The organism is Bacillus sp. RO2 (genome assembly GCF_012911845.1).
In the GTDB taxonomy this organism is placed as follows: Bacteria; Bacillota; Bacilli; order Bacillales; family Bacillaceae_I; genus Sutcliffiella_A.
In genome coordinates, this window is record NZ_JAAXCU010000043.1 from 166,569 (window position 1) to 187,066 (window position 20,498).

A 20,498-nucleotide genomic window follows, 5' to 3' on the forward strand; every position below is an offset into this window, starting at 1 on the left:
TCCTGCTGCAAAAAAACTAGGATAACATAGTAATTTACTAAGTAACCCAGAAGGTATCCCCATCAATGTCAACAGACTTCATTGAACATGCACACACTACATTTAGTGCTTTAATTTGATTCCACTCTTTTGCTTTTTATCCACAGCAGTTTCTCCATAATTATTCTTTAATGTAACGTTAGTGCTCCGTTCTACCAGTAGTTCTACAGCTGCAAAGTCTGTGTTTCTCGCTGCTCTTATCAGGGCAGTACCCTTTTGAACCCTTAACCTCTTCGTCCCAGACTTTCTATTTTTCATCCTGTTCATGCCCTTTGTCATTGGGATTTATGGGTTTGCGGTTGTGGTTAGGAGAGAAAGGTGTGGAGAAAGGTTAAACGATTCGACCCCTGATATTATATGACATAAATGGAATATAATAGTTATGATATGGTAGGTAAATAGTCTTGAATATACTAATTAAAGGGGGACCACTATGAATAGATATAGAAAATCTTTACTTGGTATTATTATTATTGTTGTACTTTCTCTAATTGGTTGCAACCAAACGGACGTTATACATAATGAAAGTAATGTAGAGTCATCGGTCGAGACTACGCATACAAGCAATTCTTCTGAAGACGAAGCACCTAGACCTTATACTGAAACTATTACCATGGATGATGTGGTTGGGTATTGGCATGGAAGATTAGGGAATTTGATTATTTTCCTTTATGAGGGGACAAGCGGTGAAATTCAATTCTTGGATAACCACGGTTCGGCATATTTAATATTTGAAAAATATTCGAATGAAGAAAATGGTCTTGTGTTTGATGTCAATCCAGCAAGTACTGGTTATGAGAATGTGAACGCATTTCCTATTACTATTTTTAAAGTAGATGGAGAGACATTGGCCGTTAGAATTGGGGAAGTGACGCACGAATTCAAAAAAATCAATGAAGATGAGTTTTTTGAGGATCAGCCTATGGAATATTTCGGTGAGGTCGATATACCAGCTGAGGAAGAGCCTGTACTATTTCTTCAGGACGAATTAATGAGCTTGTCGGACGATGAAGTAGAAGTAGGAACGCTTATGAATAACTATGATTAAACGAATACCGTATATACAAGCATTACCTACAAAGGGATGAATGAATCTCCTGAACACATTCGAGAATCGATTATTGAGAAGGTAAAAGAAATGAACAACATTGCAAATCAATATCGTTGGTTGGAGACTTTTGTGTCATTAGTGCCTACTTGAATAATGGTGTACCTGGAGAAACGGAGAAAGATAAGCAGGTAAATACCTTAACACCTGATCGTTTGGAAAATCAAGAAAATAGGGCATTCTTTATTGCCACTTCCCCTGAGGACAGGTGGGTACTTAGCAAAAAGAACGTATCATCCGATAATTTTGCAGGATATACCCTAACATTTAAAAGTAACAAGGTTTTTGAAAAGGACAGGGATCAGGAATTGCAATCTCGGCACCGTTATTCTCTATATACATTAGAAAACATCAATGGTCTTACTGTTCTATTAGAAGCTTACACAAAAGGTATTTTGACAGATGTACATGATGAAATTGATTCGAACAATTACATACTGGAAACATCAACGATCAAAAATTACCTAGGTTATTGGCATTACAAAGAAATGAATCAGTACTTTGAAATTACATTTGATGAGTTTGGTGGGATGATCCATGAAAGTACTGGTTATGGCTACTCCTTCACTATTACCAATGAAACTAACAACGAAATAGAACTTGCATTAGGTACCGGGGAGACATGGAAGGTAACCAAAGACGGAGATTCCCTGTTGGTAGGAAAAAGCGATGGATATGATATGACATTGCATACAGCCACAAAAGATGAATAAGAAATCCTCCTCTCTACACGTTTGCGTTTATATAAAATGTGTTACTATGAGTTGTCTCAATTTTTGCCGACATAGAATCAGTGAGTATTGCGGAAGGAAAAAGCCAGCAGTGTGGAGTTTGGAGCCACCAAATGCGGATGATAGAGGCACTTAATGCAAGACTGGGAGTAAGTTGTATGTACAATCATTAAAATAAGCCATCGATTTTAGATGCTTCGATGGCCGTTTAAACTATTTAAAACTGATATCTTTCGGTTAGTTAAAATTTCACCTTCAAGCACTGTTTAAATCAGTGATGAAGTCATTGACGATGTTAATCGTTTTATAGACAGGATCTCCAACGAAAAAGTAGATTTAAAAGATCTTGCAATTAGAACTGCTAGTTTGGAGAATTGCTTGATAGAACAAGAAAACTTATATAAATAAAAGAAGCGGGGGGAAGGACCCTGCTTCCACTTATTATAAAGAAAACACTTACTATTTGCGTTTGTCAGCTTCTTTACGAATTGTCCCAATTTTTTTATCGCTTCTTGTATCTCGCCCATTCGAATTTCTTATTGTTCCTGCGGGTAAACCATGTTTTTTCTCGAAGGTACCAACTGTGCAATCACTTCGTGTTTTTCTAGTCAACCTAAATTCCCCCTCATTGTTTTCATATTTTATATATACATATAATACCATAATAAATTGGTTATAAATGTAATGATTTTACCGTTATGCTTATTTATTTTCCAGCTATCAGGTATGGGATTTAGGGTACGGTCCTCTGCTTTATAGTAGTTTATGTTTTAATCATAAGTAACTGACAGACCAAAGTGGATATTTAATCACTTATACTAATAATTTATCCCACATAGTCCAAACCTCCCATTATCTAACCCCGTGCAGGAATTTAGCTGTTTGGAATCAGCTATGGCTCGCAATGATTGCATATGGCATAAGTGAACTGAGTATACTACGAAGTGAAGGGTGAGGGAGAACCGATCTTATTTTTACCCGGGATTGGCGCAACTTGCAGCATGTTTCGTCCTCAAGTTGATTTCCTTAAGAGAAACTATCATACAATTACTATTGATATGTTGGGAGCAGGAAAGTCCCAGTCATTAAAAGTATACAATCCATGGGGCTGCATTGATCTACAGGCACATAACTTATCCATCATTTGAAATTGAAAACAGTTACTATTTTGGGAGTATCATATGGAGGGATTGTCGCACAAAGCATTTCCTTCTTAAGTAAAGACCTAGTAACAAAATTAATTCTGGTTGATTTATGGACACATCTTTCCTAGAAATTATCCAGGAGTTTAAAGTATTCCTATTTGACACCGTCGTCACCCTCTCAACTTGGTTCCCCTGCACTTGGTCAAAGCTCCTATTTTCAAATTATCAAAAATGGGATATAGCATATGCTGAAATGATACAAGTCAAAGAAAGTAGAAACGCATTTGCTGTCACGATGCAAATGCTCGGCTGCCTTGGCTTTAACCACATACCTCTATTAAAGCAAGTAGACGTACCTGTCCTAGGCATTGTCGGGGATGCGGTACCTGTAGTCATAACAAAAACAAAAGAAATAATAGAAGCAGTTCCAAATGGTGAAATACATATCGAAAATATGCTTTTGACCTAAGCAACCTCTGCCAACCGGATAAGGTTAATCATGCGATTTATACATTTTTCGAGAGGAGAGTGGACAGGCATGTTAAACCGATTGTGCTTTAAGAATAAAACTATTTGACAGAATTTCCTGCAAATCTTCCAAACGTTTCTGGCAAACTTTCAATCTAAGCTTCAACAACTGCAAATAGAACTCGATGAGTTTGAAGGAAACTCCCACGGTTTTATCGACGAAGGTTTCTAATTAGCCCACTATTAGTATCATAAATATTTTCTAATCTCGCATGGTATATCAAGTTAAAAAAACAGGTCCGTCACCCCTTGGGCAACGGACCTGTTTCTTATTCCACTTCCATAAGCATACCATCTAACGAACGGCCGATAGTAGTTCTTTAATGACTCGAGTAGTTTGTCAAGATCAGTATTCGTCCCAACTCCCAAACAATTTTTTAACTATAATAATTGCCGATATACATTTAAAGGCTCAAGAAGTTCATTTCAAATATGAAATTTGATACCAATACAGTTAAAAAATATAACTGAAATAGAATTATTTAACATAAATAATAAAATAATCTTTCAATTTCTGCAAATATTTTGTAAAATTAACCTGTTCATAAATAATCGTAAAGGAGTAACGAGTTGCATAAGAAAGTTATTTTCGTTATATTATTATGTTTTTTTGTTTTTGGTGGGATAATTTACATTTCTTATAATCGAGCTGATCATTCTGAACTCACACTTTCTGATCTCGATCATAATCAAATGTTGCCTAAAGCTTTTGAAATGATGAATATTTCTGAGGATGAACTGAAAATTAAGGATGATAAGAAAGTTAAAATAGCTATTATAGACAGTGGCATTTCCAAAAACCATCCAGATCTAGACATAGCAATTGAGAATTCAATAAATTTTATTAATGAAGATGAATCAGTTACTGACGAATATAATCATGGTACAGCAATTGCGGGTATTATTGCTGCAAAAGATAATAATATTGGAATAGTAGGTATAGCTCATAATACAGAAATATTTGATCTTAAGGTGTTGAATAAAGAAGGAAAAGGTGAAATAAAAAATTTAGTAGAAGCTTTAATATGGTGTATAGAAAATAACATAGACATTGTAAATATTAGTTTTGGTTTCCAAAATCATAATGATGAATTGCTTTACACTATAGAACAAGCAATAGAAAATAATATTATTGTTGTTGCTGCTGCTGGTAATACATATGGTATAGATGTAGATTATCCTGCTAAATATGATAAGGTTATTTCAGTTAATAGCATTGATTACAATAATACACCATTAAATTCTTCAGGATCTGGAAAAATAGATTATGTTGCACCTGGATTGGAAATAATTTCAACAGATAATAAGGGGAGCTATTCCAGTTTCACAGGTAATTCATTTTCTACAGCATATGTAACCGCAATAATAGCAAATTTAATGTCACAAAACTTACTAACTACAAATAATGGATTAACCGATTTAAAGAATTTCTCTCACGATATTTATGAACCAGGTTTTGATAGTTTCACAGGCAATGGGATACTTAAATTAAGCTTAAAATAAAAAAACGAGGTGACTCAATTGTACAAAAAAATAATAAGCTCTTTTATTATCTTCACTTTAGTTGTTTCATTGTTTAGTGGTGTTGCATCAGCTCAGGATAATTCATTAACCAATCAACCTCACCTAGAAGAAAACGTTCAACAAGAATTAGAGAACATATTGGGGGAAGAAATTGCTGAGAATTTTGAGACAGAAGTAGAATTTGATAATGAAAGCAATGAGCATATAATTCAAATTGAAAATTCACAAAAAAATATTTCACCACTCAGTTCTGAAGTAATAATTGATGAAAACAACAACTTGGAAATCTATGTAGAATACTTAGATGATTTTAATAATGAAATCAAGGCAACTTATAATGTACTCCCAATTAAAATTAGCGAAGAAGAATTTGTAGCGGAGATAGTAGATATAAATACAGGAGAGACTTATCTACTAGATTCTAATGAGATGAATGCTTCTGTGGTTCCTATTATAATAGCCCATATTATACGAATAGGAGTTACTGCGGCAATCGGAATAGTAGGAAAAGCTTTAATTAAATCTGCTGTTAAAAAATTGGCTTTTAGAAGTCAAAAACTATTAGATCAACATTATGATAAACATGTTATTAAACAAAAAGAATATGGTTCCATTACAAAAAACCAATATTTAGAAAAAGCCCAAAATCTAATTGGCTCTGATAGCTCTAATGTACTTTCTAAGAAAAGGTCAGATGGATCTCGAGTATTTTATAATAAATCAACAAATGACTTTTCAATCCTAAGTAAAGATGGATTTATTCAAACTTTATTCAAACCAACTGATAAAATTAATTATTATAATAGACAAAAGTAAAATGATATAAGGTAGGTTGGTATTCAGAATGGTGTTATTCATGATTACCTTATGTAATTCTTAGGGTGAAAAATATTTTCAAGAATACTTAAGGCTCTTCGGGAAAAAGAAAGACTGTAGACAAATATAAGAGTTTTGCCTACAGTCTTATGAATAATTTAGTACTTACTTCATTTGATAATTTGGAAATTTGAATCCTTGATATCTTCAACAGTTGGCTTACGAACTGATTGAAGATAACTTTCGTTAGCTGCCCCAAACTCTAAAAAATTTCTCTGTGCCTGATATAAGGAAACTTCATTTGCCCCACCTTCATAATGAGGATCATCATATTGAACATTATCATCTTCCCAATAACAAATCGAACAAATCTCAAACGAACCTGGAGACTCACTCTCTAACGATTTATACCCACAACATGGACATGTATAAAAATTATTGTTCATTTACAAATCCTCCTAAATGCAGTTAATGATAATAAAATTATTATATCCTTTTTATTGTCAGAATTGTAGTAGTATAACCTGAGCCTCGCCGATATGTCTTGTAAATACAACCTCTACAACAAAAACCACTATCCCAATAATTTATCCAAAACATAACTGCCACACTCCTGCTATTATTGCAGAGAAGATTATATAAAAACTGTATAATATTAGGTTTAATGTTAATTAAGAGATGCTAGAAAATAGAATAGAGATAGTGATTTTTCATATTTATAGTGGAGATAAGTTAAATTTGATAAATTAGTGGATAAGGATAAATGGGTATTCTAACCTGAATTACGACACGTTTTAACAAATTTCAAAGGTTTATTACTATCGGCATTGGCTTGCAATGGACGATACTGAACTCCTAATCTCTCTTTAAAAAACGGCTTCAACTCACTTAATCTAATTTGCTGCGAAGTTGAAAAGTACTAATAAAAAATAGATAAAATATGAAGCAGGGACGGACCTCGGCTTCTTTTTCATCCATTTTTATTTCAATTCTTTCAAATAAGGAAGCAAAGAACAGTACTCAACAACCTAATTACTACAAAATACCTTATTTTAAAAAAATACCTTTATTAATATATATTTTCCTTCCATAATAAGATAAGTAAATTAAATAAGATTATTTAAAGGAGAAGGATATGAAGGCGAATAGAGAGAATTTGGAAGAACAAGATGAAAAGATTGCCCATCTAGAAAGACTATTAAAGGAATTGCAGGGAGCACAACAACAAAGTGCCGCCACAACTGCGTTAACTCGTAGTGCAGGACATTTGCCTCTACCTGGAGGAATGTTTAAGAATTTCTTAAAAGCTAGTGTGTTAAAGATTATTTTAAGTGTTTTTATACTTTTAGTTTTTATCTCAGGAGGAGTTTGGCTTTTTACCGGCGATACCTTCAAAGCAGAGTCTGTAACTTATGTCGAAAAAGTACAGGAGCTAGCTACACTAGCAACCGTTAAAGCGCATATGAAAGTCGTTATACAAGAAGAGGATAATAAAATTTTTGGGAAAGACATTTCTATGAATCTACTAGGGACAAAGCGAGAAATACTAGTGGTCGTACCCTCGACGGTAATTGCTGGTGTTGATTTAAATGGCGTCACTTCAAAGGACATGGTAATTAATGAAGAGACAAAAGAAATAGATATCACACTTCCTCATGCAAAGCTTATTCAAGATCCAGCTTTACAAATGGATAAAATAGTAACTTATGTCGATGGTGGGCTCTTCAATGATAATGTGGATTGGGAAGAAGGATTTGACCTAGCAGGTCAGGCTCAAGAAAAAACGAGAAAAGAAGCCATCGCGGTTGGTTTACTTGAAACAGCAGAGGAAAATGCAGAACTTGTGTTAAAAGAGTTTTTTAAGAATATTGATTATACGGTTAATGTTAAGTTTGATTGATGAGGAAGCAAAAGGAAGCAAGGTAATTCCGCTGCTTCCTTTTTAGATTATGGAATTATAAGAATTGGAAGACTACTAATTCATATTTTCCTAAGGGGGTAGTATCATACTAAGTAGAAAGGTTCAACCTTCCTCTTTTTCACAGCGCCCCTCCTTTGTTTTACATAGACACCATTTGAGAATTATATAATAAGAACCTGTAAAGTTGCATTTTTCCATTGATCAGCGTGAACTTTCTGCATGTTTTTCAAACATCTACTAAGTTTTTTGTACTATTTTCGAGTTATTCTTGCTAATATGTTGCCATAACTTCAGACCAGTTTCATATTTTGCAAAGTTGAATAACGTTTGGTTAAATCGATGTTCATATTAGTAACAATTTTAATCTCGGTTGAACTTAAGTATGGATTAAGTATTTCAAACCTATCAAGGTGCATATAATATTCCTCATTTTCTTTACCTTGGTAGTCAGCTATCTCTACAATGCCAGTTGCCACCCCTCTGGCAATGATTCCATTCCCATTACTATATAAAAACACCAAGTCTCCCATCTTAATGGTTTCTATTAGATGCTTCCAGTGCCCAAAGTAGGCAGAACATTTCTGTCCTCTTAACATGTCCTCTTCACAAGTCTTGTCATAAGACTTGTTAGTATTTAAAATATGTACCCTTCTCATACTTTAACCTCCCGATGAATATTTGAATAATATTATTTATTCAACAAAGTATTTACTGAAACCTTTAATAACTCTTCAATATATACATGTTAAAAGAACTGTTATTATGAATTTTTTGGAATTTTATATTTCTTTTGATCTAATTTATAGAGTATATTAGAAATATATACTATATTCATACAAGTGAGGATAATTCATTGTGACGACAAAAAAATCATTAACCCAAGATACTATTATGAAGGCGCTAGACTGGTCTTATGACAAAGCAGTTAATGGTGGCATACCTGGAATGGATACCGCTATTGAGTTGGCAACGAATTATGAACAAAAAAGCGGCTCATTAGTAGAAAATGTTAATAGTTTAATTAGGTGGCAAAATACAAAGAGTGCTACAAGTGGATTCATATCAGGTCTTGGTGGTGTAATAGTAATGCCAGTTGCAATTCCCGCTAATATCACAAGTGTAATTTTAGTCCAAATCAGGATGGTTGCTGCAATTGCTCATATGGGAGGACATGATCTAAAGTCCGATGAAGTAAAAACATTCGTGTATGCATGTTTAGCAGGTAATGGAGCCAAAGATATACTGAAAAATTCAGGTATCCAAATAGGAAAGAAACTGGCTATAAGTGGTATAAAAAAGATTCCAGGTGAAGTAATTAAGAAGATTAATAAAGCTGTTGGCTTTAGGTTGTTAACTAAATTTGGAGAAAAAGGGGCTATCAATTTGGGTAAAATGGTCCTAATAGCTGGCGGACTAATAGGTGGAACTATAGATGCAGTCTCTACGAATACAATTGGAAATGTAGCCCGTAAACTCTTTATAGAGGATTCTAATGTAAATACCTCTTACAATGATAGTGAACCAGTAATTATAGATATGAAGTAGTTTAATGTATTAGAGGGACGAATCAATAATAGTCTCTCTTTTTAATCCCCTCATAGTCCATTCCTCCCATTTTCCACCCCGATGCAGGAATTTCCCTAATAGTGTCGAACCGTCATACATATGCATATACAGTATCTGTAAAATCTTACCGAAAGGAGGCGAACCATGAAAGTTTTAGACGTATCCTCCCTGCACGATGGAATCAAGGGAATGAGCCGGCAACTGTCGGAACTCGAGAAGCAACTAAATAACGTAGAGAACGGAATTCGCTCTTTTGTTTCCTCCAAGGATTCCTTCCGCGGCAAAGGGGCCAGTGCTATCAGGCAGTTCTATGAATATGCGCACCTCCCATTCCTGCAGTTTTTCCAATCGTTCCTAGCAAACTTTCAATCTAAGCTTCAACAACTGCAATTAGAACTTGATGGGTTGGAGGGCAATTCGCGAGGATTTATCGACGAAGGTTTCCTAACAAGTGAGCTAGAGGATGGCTTAAATCAACTTAATCGCATGGTGACCGAGCTGACAGGGGAGACAAACTCGAGAGATGCCAACTGAAATGAAAATATATTATGATGTAAAGCAAAATAGCCTAAAAGGAAAATATAGATACGAATTAGTTTATGCGACTTACTCCGAACTACTGCCAGATGATATTTTTGATTTGTGGTTTGTAGAAGTTAAGGGTAATAACCTTTAAATTAGACCTTGGTTGGCTTAAGTAACTTAGTTCTTTTACAGTTGTAGGTGTGTGGGTTTAAAGGACTGACACGCCGGCCACCTATAAGATCGTTAGGGAGGACGAGAGTTTGGATTGGTCCGCTGCTTCCTTTGCTATTTTAGTGTCTGTTAGGTTATATACAAATTTTGGTTATTCAGGTTGATTTTCAGGGGAAGTAACAATTAATAAAGGGAGGGGATGTTGTGAAAAAAATAGATTTATATGAACAGGTAGTAATTCTCTCATGAAGAATGCCTCAAAAGAAGCCCAATGGTCACTTTCTTTCATTATGTTGCTAATCTTCATTTTAGCTTCCGTAGTGGATAACTATTTCTTAAAGATTGATTCCAAAATATTAAGGGCAATGTTTATACTTGCGTGTACATGCACACCCTATTTTATAGCTAGGTTTATTATTTTTAGGAGCTGAGGGGACTGGTGGGTTGAGGGGGTCAATAACGGTGACCCGTTCATTGTTAGTAACGTGTTTTCTAAGAAAAATTATTTTTGAACAAACGTTTGATCAATTTTATTTTTGATGTTGTAAGAACTGGGATTTTAGTAGTTCGGGTTATATCGACTATTTTTGCATGGTATTTTGAAATAGTTTATAGCAACTGAGGAGTAGCACTTGTTGGAATTGTAGTGTAGAAGGGTGGAGGATTTTCTGCACACATGTACTTTATTATTTTAACGTTGCGAAGCGAAAATGGGTCGGCGTGCCTGTCCCCACAGCCCATACTCACACCACGGAGGTGAAACATCATCCCTAAAACGGACAATACTCTTGCGATTCTTTGGATGCTTCGCACAGGAGAAAAAATAACGGCCAAACAAATAGCAGAAAAGCTAGAAATGAATATAAGGACGGTCTATCGTTACATGGATACACTTTCTACAAGCGGAGTTCCTATCATTTCAGACACCGGACATAATGGAGGGTACACATTACTGAATCAATTTTATGAATCTCCTCTCTTTTTTGATCAGGAAGAACAAACTTCCTTATTACATGCTGCAACATTTGCAGAGGGAGCTGGGTATTATGGTGGGGAAGCACTCACTAGGGCTGTTTCCAAGCTAAGCAACTATACAAATCAAGAACAGGAAAAAAAGATAGCCAAGCAGTTTACTAGCTTGGAAGTATTAAGTCGCATAATCTCCCACCCCCAATCCACTCTCCAAGCCTTGGAACAAGCTATTTTGGGTGGATATTCTGTAGAAATCAAATACAAAAATAAAAGGGAAGAACCATCAAATCGAACGATAGATCCATACAGAATTATTCATTGGAATCTTAATTGGTATGTATCTGGTTTTTGTCATTACAGAAATGATATTCGAAATTTTAGAGTCGATCGAATAGAAACTCTCTCACCAACGGAAAACCAGTTTAAACAACCAGATGATTTTTCAACAAGCGCTGCCTTTCTAAACAATCTTTTTCCATCTATTGATAAGGAAGAAACTGCTGTGCTCGTAATTACAGGTAGTATGAATGCACTAAAGGATATCTGTCAACATTGGTTCCTTGGGAATTACCTACAACAAAGAACAGATAATCAGGCAACCTTCCTTCTTGAGAAGCAAGTGTTGCACACGTATGTTCCTTCCTTACTTATCCCCTTTGGTACCTCGATCAAAGTCATGGAGCCGCAAAGTCTAAAAGAGGAAATGATAAAAGCCTTATCAACATTGATAAAATTTTACCAAGAATAAAAACTTCCCTGACAGCGGATGTCAGGGAAGTTTTATTATACTAAGTAATATCATTGATGTTGGGAGCGAATATAAAATGCAAACAAAGAAAGCGTATCTGTATGTATGTGATACAATGTCAGACTGGGAATATGGTCACTTAATAGCGGAACTAAACACAGGGAGATACTTTAAAAAAGACATCCCACCTCTAAACATTGTGACGATAGGAACAACCAAAGAAACAATCACCACTATGGGAGGATTGAAAATAACGCCAGATCTTTCCCTCGATCAATGTACTTTTAATAAAGCAGACTTGCTCATCTTACCTGGAGGATTTACCTGGGGAGAAAAAACACAACACCCCATCCTAGAAAGAGTAGGGAAAGCATTAGATACAGGGACCATCGTTGCCGCAATATGTGGCGCTACAGAAGCGCTAGCCAATATGGGATATCTCAATAATAGAAAGCATACAAGCAATAGCGTGGATTATTTGAAGGTAGTATGTCCAGATTATAAAGGAGAAAATTTTCACGAAAAAGACCTCCTGGCAACTACCAGTGATAACCTAATTACCGCATCCGGCATCGCCCCCCTTGAATTTGCAAGGGAAGTACTCCAAAAACTAGAAGTACTATCACCCGAAACACTAAACTCATGGTATCAACTTAACAAAACACAAAAACCAGAATATTTTTTTGAATTAACGAGATTGGCTTGAGAGGAAGTAGAGGGACAGCCCTCTCATCCATTCCACAAAAAAGCACCTTAGAACCCACTTCTAAGGTGCTTCCCGTTATCATTTAATTTATTTCTTCGCCGTTTAATTCCACTTTCCTCTCAGCAAAATCTCCGGCAAACCAATTCTTTTTGAAAACCTCCACCCCTGTCAACGGAACAGTGGACTCATCTTCGTAAAAATGAGAGATAATCACAATGTCATCTTTATTTTGAAGCAGTGCATGCACGTCACCGTGAGTGGACAGGCGATCCATTTCCTCAAATTTTCCCGTGCTATGGCCAAGCAAAAGTCCATTTCTGCCTAAGAAGAAGGAGTCACTGCTAGAGACTACATCGGTAAAATCGTATGCTAGCTCTTGTAATAATTCCAGCCCGTCTGCATTAAATACATATCCAGCATTGTTGAATACATATTTTCCGTCTGCTGATACGCGGATTTTCGTGTCTAAATTATAGTCACCATGGTAAGGGGAATCCTTGTAGTTGCTGATTTGCCCATCGCCTGATAAATGATAGACCGTCATATCGCGCGGGGAAATTACAGTATCTACTGCAAAAATTTTATCTTCACCAGGAGCAAGTTCAATGTTGGTGGATTCATAGATCCATTGAGTAGAAAGGTGCGTCCCGTTCTGGTCATAACTGTTTAAGTGAGTATGCTGACCTGAACCGCTTGCAATATAAATGAACCCTTTACTATCCACTACGATATCATAAGGATCTATATTTACCTCTAAATTCTTTTCCAAAGTGAAGGTATCTGCATTGATAACGGCAATGGCACCTACTTGATCCTCTTCCCACCAGTAGCTGCTATGTTCCCCTTTTAACAAGGAGACATATAGCTTATTATTTGCAAAATAAATGCTCTCCGCTTCTTCGTCAAAATGGAGCGTGTTCACGTTTCCAGTTTCATAATTGAAAGCTTTTACAGCTTTGCGGGTATTTGTATAATAAATAATTGGTTTGGTAGGATGAATAGCCATATCTACCATTTTTTCATCAATATATTCTTTTAATTCTGTGTCCACATATGCCGTACTATCCCAGACCACTTCAGAGGAAACGGCGCTTTCTCCTCCAATTACAGTTATATCAATATAACGGTTTGTGGAGAAATGCTCTTCCACTTCAGGGACGACCTTTGATGGGTTAGCTAAAATCATATTGGCATTCCACATTTTTGCAAGTCCAGAAGCTGTTACTGCATCAGGATAATCTTCCTTGGTCTTGCTTACCGAAGTACCTCTGACAATCAGAACATTATCCGTTAGTGTTTCATCCAATGATAGTATATTAGTTTGATAGCGGTTGGCACCTGCTATTCTAGTAACCTTTATACCTTTGTTTTCAAGCTCTTTAAGTACAGATTTGCCGACAACCTTTTCACCGCCGAAAATCGTCACTTCTTTAATATTCGCCGGCAATGCAACAGGAAGCTTGCTGTCTGTTGCAAGATAGATAGGAATGCCATTGATCGCAGAAGGACTAGAAGCGGAAATCGCATCTGCCACCGTATATCCATTTACTACAATAGCTTTTGTATTTCTACTTGTTCCAGCAACTTCATTAATTTTAGCAGCTGTTTCAAAACGATTGGTTCCAGAAACCCTCTCTGTAAAATAACCTTGTTTCTTCAAAGTTTTCATGACATTATCACTAATGGCTGCAGTACCACCAAGAATGATAACCTCGCTTGCATCTAGACGATACAATTCCTGAGACACTTTATCAGGAAGGGTATCTGTAGGAGTCAATAAAATAGGAGCTTCTAAAGTACCTGCCAAACTTGCAGCAGCCAAAGCATCCGCGGGGTTATTCGACCTTGCCAAAATAACTATATCCGATTGTTCCCAACCAGCCATCGAAATTTCAATAGCAGTGGAAATACGATCCTGTCCAGAAACACGATAATACTCACTTAACGCATTCGCCACACCAGAAAAACCACTAAAAACCCCACAACCAACAGCAACAGCAACCACCCAAGCAAATAACTTCTTCATCTTTCTTTTACTCCCTCAACTTCCTCTATGTAATGGTGAAAAATTCAATACTTCCTTATTATAATTCCGATATTGGGATTTGTCTTTTTTATTTTTGGGAAGAGAGCGGAGGATGAGCGGACAGGCTGTTAGTGAGATGGGATAACAACGAAACCGCAGGGGATTTATTAATCAACCGAGTCAAATCCTTTGATAAAATATCTTAAATTAGGAAGCAAAGGACCGTCCCTCTGAATACGTGTTAATATAATAGGAATGAAACTCCTGGAGGATATACTTATGTTGAATAAATGGAGATTGAGGCCTCTTATTATCATTCTAATATGTCTGGTAGTCATGTTATCCCTTTTGATAACGGATATTTTGATAAGCCAGCACGTAACGAAAACAATCAAGGAAGACCAAGAAGAAAAAGCTAAAATAATTGCAAGGATAGTGGCAAAAGATGATACAGTAAGGCAGGGATTGATGTTCGAAGAGAAGGCACCAGACATTCAACCCTATGCCGCAGAAGTCTTGGAGACGGCAGATGTTTTATTTATTGTTGTCATGGACATGGAAGGAATCAGAAAGTCTCATCCGAATGAAGAAAATATCGGCCGCCCTTTTGAAGGTGGAGACGAACTAGCAGTGCTTTCAGGAGAAGAGAGTACGTCCATCTCCAAAGGTACGATGGTCACCTCTTTACGCACCTTTACGCCTGTTTACGATGATCAAGGGAATCAGATTGGCGCAGTTGTTGTTGGAATTCCCCTTGATATGGTGGAAGAAACTGTACTTGCTAGTCATGGAAAGCTACTTATTGGTTCATTATTTGGCTTGATTGCAGGCATCATTGGTGCGATTTTTATTGCTGGTTATATAAAAAGGACGTTACATGGCTTAGAGCCTTTTACCATAGCAAAGATACTTCAAGAAAGGGACACGATGCTCCAATCTGTACATGAAGGCATAATTGCCGTGGATAAAGATGCCAGGATCGTACTTGTAAACAAATCTGCACTTGCTATTTTCCAAAAAGCAGGACTAAAAGGAAATCCGGTGGGCATGAAGGTAAATGAGTATATGCCTAGTTCCCGTTTGGACAGTGTACTTGCCTCTGGAACACCTGAATTGGACGAGGAACTTGAAATCAACGGGTTGTCCTGTCTCGTCAACCGGGTTCCGCTTCAAGTGGATGGTCAAATAGTAGGAGCTATCTCTACTTTTCGTGATAAAACGGAGGTGGATTTATTGGCGGAACAGCTCACTGGGGTGAAATCCTATGCAGAAGCTTTAAGAGCACAATCTCATGAATTTATGAATAAGCTGCAAGTTATATTGGGCATGGTCCGATTAAAGAATTATGAAGAACTCGCGGGCTTCATAAACGATACCGTCCAAAACCGTCACAAAGAAATAGGGGTTGTCACCACCAATATAGAAAACCCGGTATTATCAGGCTTTATTCTTGGAAAATTAAGCTATGCCAGAGAATCAGGCGTGGAACTGTCCATCCAAACAGAAACGAAAATACCAGAAACGGTTTCATCCGATACCATCCATGAATTGATTACGATTCTTGGAAATTTAATCGATAATGGCATTGAAGCGGTGAAGAATAGCGAGAGGAAAAAAGTCGATGTCTCCCTTTCGCTTAAGGAAGACACCCTTATCATTATAGTAGAAGATACCGGGGGTGGCATCAGCGACATGGTGCTGAAGAACATTTTCTCCAAAGGCTACTCGACCAAAGGCCCGAATCGTGGCTACGGATTATTTCTACTCAAAAAAAGTGTGGACAAACTTGGAGGATCGGTTGTCGTGGATACTTTTCAAACCAAAGGAACAACCTTTCATATAGAATTACCATACAAGGGGGAACAACCATGATAAAGGTCTTGATAGTAGATGATGACCCGATGGTAGCCGAGTTCAATAAGCGGTACCTGGAAGAGTTGGAGGGCTTTACTTTAGTGGATGTTGTTCATTCACCAGATGCCGCTCAAGATGTTCTGCAGAAGAAGAAAGTGGACCTTCTTTTACTCGATAACTTCATGCCAGGAAGAACGGGGCTTGAACTTATAAGGCATCTAAGAACTCTCCAGACTCGACTAGATGTCATTTTTATTACTGCTGCTTCTGATGCCAATACCATTCGGGATGCGTTAAGCTTTGGTGCGTTTGACTATCTTATCAAGCCCTTTGAATTTGATAGATTTAAGCAGGCACTTTTAAGATATAAAGGAAAATGGGACCTATTAACCAACCAAGAGGTTTTTAATCAAAAAGAGCTTGATCAACAAATTCTTCATGAGCAACAGCATCAAGCGATGGAAGCAGAAAGTTTGCCTAAAGGACTGACAAAAGCGACCTTAAAAGTAGTCATGGATGCCATTCAGTTAAAAAAATCAGACTCTTTTTCGACGGAGGATATTGCGGAAATCACGCAAATTTCAAGAGTATCGATTAGGAAGTACTTAAAATTCCTGAAAAGTATCGGTGTTCTTGGAGAAAGGATGACTTATGGCACCATCGGCCGGCCTATATACCAATATGTTTATAAAGAGATGAATGTGGATGTACTTTCAAAGTACTATTAGAAAAGTGACCAAGGTTGGTCACTTTTTTTAGTTACAAAACTCGTATATTACTTTATTAATCTATGAAAAGTCCACCTCTGGGAGTAGGATGAGAAAAAGTGAAAGCGATTTCCTTTAAAGGAGAGATGGATATGAAAGGAACAAACTTGAAAGAGAGAGCGATAAACCTTCACCGGGAACATGCAGGAAAGATTTCGGTGGTCAGCAAGATTGATATTCAAACAGAAGATGATCTGAGTCTAGCATATACACCTGGTGTTGGAGATGTGTGCAAAGAGATTGCTAAAGATCCCTATAAAGTTAATTCATTAACTTCTCGAGGTAATATGGTTGCGGTTGTGACAGATGGTACTGCAGTGCTCGGTCTTGGAGATATCGGCCCTAAAGCAGCGATGCCCGTCATGGAAGGAAAGAGTATCCTCTTCAAGCAATTTGCAGATATCGATGCATTTCCAATTTGTCTGGATACCACAGATGTGGATGAAATCGTCTCGATTGTCAAAGCACTTCAACCAACTTTTGCGGGGATTAATTTAGAAGATATTGCTGCACCAAGATGTTTCGAAATTGAAGAGCGATTAAAAAAAGCCTTAGACATTCCGGTATTTCATGATGATCAACACGGGACTGCAATTGTCGTATTGGGTGCATTGGTAAATGCGTTAAAACTTGTTAAGAAACCGATGGAGAAGACGAAAATTGTCATCAATGGAGCAGGGGCAGCTGGTATTTCAATTGCCAAGCTTCTACTCACAGCGGGCTTTGCGGATATTTCACTTGTCAGCCTTGAAGGTATTGTATGCGAAGGACTGGAGTGGATGAACGACAGTCAAGCAGAAATAGCGAAACGTACAAATCTTCATCAAATAAATGGAACTCTTCATGATGCTATCTCCGGCGCAGATGTTTTCATTGGAGTTTCTGGACCGGCTGCTTTAAAGCAAAGTCATATTGCGAAAATGGCTAAAGACCCAATCGTTTTTGCACTCGCAAATCCTATCCCGGAAATCTACCCGGAAGAGGCGTTGGCAGCAGGTGCAGCCGTGGTGGGAACAGGGCGTTCCGATTATCCTAACCAGATAAATAACTTACTGGCTTTCCCAGGAATCTTCAGAGGGTCTCTTGATTCCGGAGCAACCGATATCACAGAAGAAATGAAAATTGCTGCTGCCTATGCCATTGCAAAAATGGTAGGCGAAAAAGAGCTGAGTGCAGATTATATCATTCCAAGTGCATTAGACAAACAGGTGGCATTGGAAGTGTCCAAAGCCGTCGCGAACATAGCAAAAAAGAAAACCATTCAATCAAGTTCTGTATCTTAATGGATACAGGACTTGATCCTCTAAAAACTTAAGAAAAGGGAGTTGTTCTACATGGAGCAAGCTGTAAGTAAGAACACAGATACTCTACCTTCCAACAATAATACCAAAATATACTCTATTCCCAATAAACATGGTGTAAGCATATTTAATATACCAGTTCTATGGTTTGCCGTGTTCCTTGCTTTGACAGTGTTGGCTGTTTATACGGATAATCTGCCTACTGGTATGATAGGTGCACTTCTTGTAATGGTAGTGTTTGGTGAAGCATTAGGTTGGATTGGCGACCGTCTGCCCATCATCAAGACATTTCTCGGCGGAGGAGCCATTGTCGCTATTTTTGGTTCCGCTTACATGGTTTATAGTGGGTTGCTACCTGAAAGTGTTGCTACCTCTGTCACTGATTTCATGACAACCGGAGGATTTCTTGACTTTTATATTGCGGCTCTAATAACAGGAAGTATCTTAGGGATGAACTCGCAAATGCTTGTAAAAGTAGGGATTCGTTTCTTCTTGCCTATCATGGGGGCGGTACTAGGAGCGGTTGCTATTGCGGCTCTTATCGGTATGATGGTCGGATTTACCCTTCAAGAAGCGGTCTTAGTCATTACCTTACCTATCATGGGTGGTGGCATGGGAGCAGGAGCTGTGCCAATGAGCCAAATCTATTCAGAACTTCTAGGAAACACGCCAAGCTATTATATTTCTATTCTAGTACCGGCCTTGGCACTTGGAAATGTATTTGCGATTGTCCTTGCAAGCGCTCTGAATGTTCTGGGAAACAAGATGCCAAGCCTTTCCGGAAATGGTGTCCTAATGAAAGGCTTTACCTACGAAAAGACAACACAAAAGTACGAAATAGGAAAGATGGGAGCAGGGATGGCTGCCGCGTTAACTTTCTTTACGATAGGATTCCTGTTAGACGGATTAATCCCATTGCACCCATATGCCATCATGATCATATTAATTGCCATTGTAAAAATAGCAAACCTTCTCCCATCATCCGTTGTGGAAGGAGCAAGCCAGTGGTATCAATTTGTTGCGAAAAACTGGACGTTGGCATTATTGTTTGGAATTGGTGTAGCGTATACAGATCTTGAAGCAGTGTTGAATGCACTTAGCGTACAATACATCCTGATTGTTGCGGGTGTGGTGTTAGGAGCTGTTATCGGTGCAGGTGTTCTCGGAAAACTGGTAGGATTTTATCCAATCGAATCTGCCATTACTGCAGGCCTATGCATGGCAAACATGGGTGGAACAGGCGACGTAGCCGTACTATCCGCTGCCAAAAGAATGGAACTAATGCCATTTGCCCAAATCTCTTCCAGACTAGGCGGAGCCTTGATACTGCTTGGAGCAGGATTGATTATACAGTTATTCTTATAGCGAGCGGGTAAAGGGGGAGTCCAAGGGACAGGCACGATGACCCGTCTTGGGTTTAGAGCATGAAAATGTATCGCACAAACAAGGAAGAAGGATATGAGGACTGCCTCAAACCCTTCTTTCTTTTTGTCCATAAACTTGTTGGCCGAATTATACAAAAAACTAGATGAAATAGTCGAAAAAAGAGCTGAAATATATAAAAAAAGCTCCAATTGGTCAAAAAACCTAGCAAGTACATCTCCCTATCTTATATATAGACGCTATGTGTTCTAATAAGTTTGATAAACAATGGCACTGTTCCCTGCCCCTTTGGTAGGTTGCTAGTGTGTTTTTAATAGAAAAATGAGTATTATATATAGAAAATGACCTTATTTTTTTGAATAAATTTCGGTTTGGACATTTATCTTAATGCTTGGGACAAAAAAAGTAGAAAATATACTATGGTTCGGTCAAATTTGTATAAACGTTCGGTCAACTTTCAACCACCTTTGGACACCTCAAAATTTCGTTCGGTCAATTGGCGCCAATCTTCGGTCAATTTACCCAAAACTTCGGTCAAATTTCCCGAAACTTTGGTCAAAAATCAAAAATCTTCGGACATTTAACATTGAAGGGACAGGAGCGACGACTCAATTTAGGTCGTCGTTCCTGTCCCTTTAGCCAACCCCTGAAACCCTTCCAGGAAAGA

The 20,498-nt window shown here is 37.5% G+C and carries 19 protein-coding genes; 14 read left to right on the forward strand and 5 right to left on the reverse strand.

Annotated features, from left to right (window positions below; all coding sequences use genetic code 11):
* Positions 1-102 precede the first annotated feature (102 nt).
* Positions 103-297 (reverse strand): ankyrin repeat domain-containing protein, encoded by a 195-nt coding sequence (locus tag HF078_RS12525; RefSeq protein WP_169291454.1) that lies wholly within the window; start codon positions 295-297, stop codon positions 103-105.
* A 175-nt stretch (positions 298-472) separates the two neighbouring features.
* Between HF078_RS12525 and HF078_RS12530 the strand changes: the two genes are divergently transcribed.
* Entirely contained in the window at positions 473-1,087 is a 615-nt protein-coding gene (locus tag HF078_RS12530) for a hypothetical protein (protein WP_169291455.1), read from the forward strand.
* Between the two features lie 149 nt (positions 1,088-1,236).
* Positions 1,237-1,860 carry a hypothetical protein gene (locus HF078_RS12535; protein WP_169291456.1) on the forward strand — a complete coding sequence of 208 codons (624 nt, stop codon included), beginning with the start codon at positions 1,237-1,239 and terminating at the stop codon, positions 1,858-1,860.
* Positions 1,861-2,337: 477 nt separating this feature from the next.
* Here the strand turns inward: HF078_RS12535 and HF078_RS12540 are convergent, their stop codons facing one another.
* Positions 2,338-2,490 carry a hypothetical protein gene (locus tag HF078_RS12540; protein WP_205831605.1) on the reverse strand — a complete coding sequence of 51 codons (153 nt, stop codon included), beginning with the start codon at positions 2,488-2,490 and terminating at the stop codon, positions 2,338-2,340.
* A gap of 786 nt (positions 2,491-3,276) precedes the next feature.
* On the opposite strand from HF078_RS12540, the gene HF078_RS12545 reads away from it, so the two are divergent.
* The 3 genes from HF078_RS12545 to HF078_RS12555 all read left to right on the forward strand — a co-directional run bounded on the left by HF078_RS12545 (position 3,277) and on the right by HF078_RS12555 (position 5,891).
* Positions 3,277-3,492 (forward strand): hypothetical protein, encoded by a 216-nt coding sequence (locus tag HF078_RS12545; protein ID WP_169291458.1) that lies wholly within the window; start codon positions 3,277-3,279, stop codon positions 3,490-3,492.
* Between the two features lie 629 nt (positions 3,493-4,121).
* Positions 4,122-5,054 carry a S8 family peptidase gene (locus tag HF078_RS12550; RefSeq protein WP_169291459.1) on the forward strand — a complete coding sequence of 311 codons (933 nt, stop codon included), beginning with the start codon at positions 4,122-4,124 and terminating at the stop codon, positions 5,052-5,054.
* Between the two features lie 18 nt (positions 5,055-5,072).
* Positions 5,073-5,891 (forward strand): SAR2788 family putative toxin, encoded by an 819-nt coding sequence (locus HF078_RS12555; protein ID WP_169291460.1) that lies wholly within the window; start codon positions 5,073-5,075, stop codon positions 5,889-5,891.
* 170 nt (positions 5,892-6,061) lie between these two features.
* On the opposite strand, the gene HF078_RS12560 is transcribed toward HF078_RS12555, so the two are convergent.
* Positions 6,062-6,337 (reverse strand): CPCC family cysteine-rich protein, encoded by a 276-nt coding sequence (locus HF078_RS12560; protein WP_169291461.1) that lies wholly within the window; start codon positions 6,335-6,337, stop codon positions 6,062-6,064.
* A 689-nt stretch (positions 6,338-7,026) separates the two neighbouring features.
* Here HF078_RS12560 and HF078_RS12565 point away from each other — a divergent pair.
* Complete coding sequence (locus HF078_RS12565) at positions 7,027-7,791, forward strand: DUF4230 domain-containing protein (protein WP_240951741.1); 765 nt, start codon at positions 7,027-7,029, stop codon at positions 7,789-7,791.
* Positions 7,792-8,102: 311 nt separating this feature from the next.
* Here the strand turns inward: HF078_RS12565 and HF078_RS12570 are convergent, their stop codons facing one another.
* A complete protein-coding gene (locus HF078_RS12570; protein WP_169291462.1) occupies positions 8,103-8,468 on the reverse strand; it encodes a hypothetical protein in 366 nt (121 codons plus the stop codon).
* Between the two features lie 199 nt (positions 8,469-8,667).
* Between HF078_RS12570 and HF078_RS12575 the strand changes: the two genes are divergently transcribed.
* The 4 genes from HF078_RS12575 (at position 8,668) to HF078_RS12590 (ending at position 12,500) form a co-directional block, all read left to right on the forward strand.
* Entirely contained in the window at positions 8,668-9,357 is a 690-nt protein-coding gene (locus HF078_RS12575; protein ID WP_346775339.1) for an EcsC family protein, read from the forward strand.
* Between the two features lie 165 nt (positions 9,358-9,522).
* Positions 9,523-9,912, forward strand: a complete 390-nt coding sequence (locus HF078_RS12580) for a T7SS effector LXG polymorphic toxin (RefSeq protein WP_169291463.1) — start codon at positions 9,523-9,525, stop codon at positions 9,910-9,912.
* Between the two features lie 928 nt (positions 9,913-10,840).
* Positions 10,841-11,794: a WYL domain-containing protein gene (locus tag HF078_RS12585; RefSeq protein ID WP_169291486.1), complete on the forward strand. Its 954-nt coding sequence runs from the start codon at positions 10,841-10,843 to the stop codon at positions 11,792-11,794.
* 76 nt (positions 11,795-11,870) lie between these two features.
* Complete coding sequence (locus tag HF078_RS12590) at positions 11,871-12,500, forward strand: type 1 glutamine amidotransferase family protein (RefSeq protein WP_169291464.1); 630 nt, start codon at positions 11,871-11,873, stop codon at positions 12,498-12,500.
* An 82-nt stretch (positions 12,501-12,582) separates the two neighbouring features.
* Here HF078_RS12590 and HF078_RS12595 read toward each other — a convergent pair whose 3' ends face one another.
* The gene (locus tag HF078_RS12595) at positions 12,583-14,526 is read right to left on the reverse strand and encodes a cell wall-binding repeat-containing protein (RefSeq protein ID WP_169291465.1); all 1,944 of its coding nucleotides are present in this window, start codon (positions 14,524-14,526) and stop codon (positions 12,583-12,585) included.
* A gap of 279 nt (positions 14,527-14,805) precedes the next feature.
* Between HF078_RS12595 and dcuS the strand changes: the two genes are divergently transcribed.
* From dcuS to HF078_RS12615, 4 genes are all read left to right on the forward strand, one after another.
* Entirely contained in the window at positions 14,806-16,398 is a 1,593-nt protein-coding gene (dcuS, locus tag HF078_RS12600) for a DcuS/MalK family sensor histidine kinase (RefSeq protein WP_169291466.1), read from the forward strand.
* On the forward strand, positions 16,395-17,108 hold the full coding sequence (locus HF078_RS12605) for a response regulator (RefSeq protein WP_169291467.1): 714 nt from the start codon (positions 16,395-16,397) through the stop codon (positions 17,106-17,108). The genes dcuS and HF078_RS12605 overlap by 4 nt, the downstream gene beginning before the upstream one ends.
* Before the next feature lie 131 nt (positions 17,109-17,239).
* The gene (locus HF078_RS12610; protein ID WP_169291468.1) at positions 17,240-18,430 is read left to right on the forward strand and encodes an NAD(P)-dependent malic enzyme; all 1,191 of its coding nucleotides are present in this window, start codon (positions 17,240-17,242) and stop codon (positions 18,428-18,430) included.
* Between the two features lie 51 nt (positions 18,431-18,481).
* Positions 18,482-19,813 carry a 2-hydroxycarboxylate transporter family protein gene (locus tag HF078_RS12615; protein WP_169291469.1) on the forward strand — a complete coding sequence of 444 codons (1,332 nt, stop codon included), beginning with the start codon at positions 18,482-18,484 and terminating at the stop codon, positions 19,811-19,813.
* The last annotated feature ends 685 nt before the right edge of the window (positions 19,814-20,498 follow it).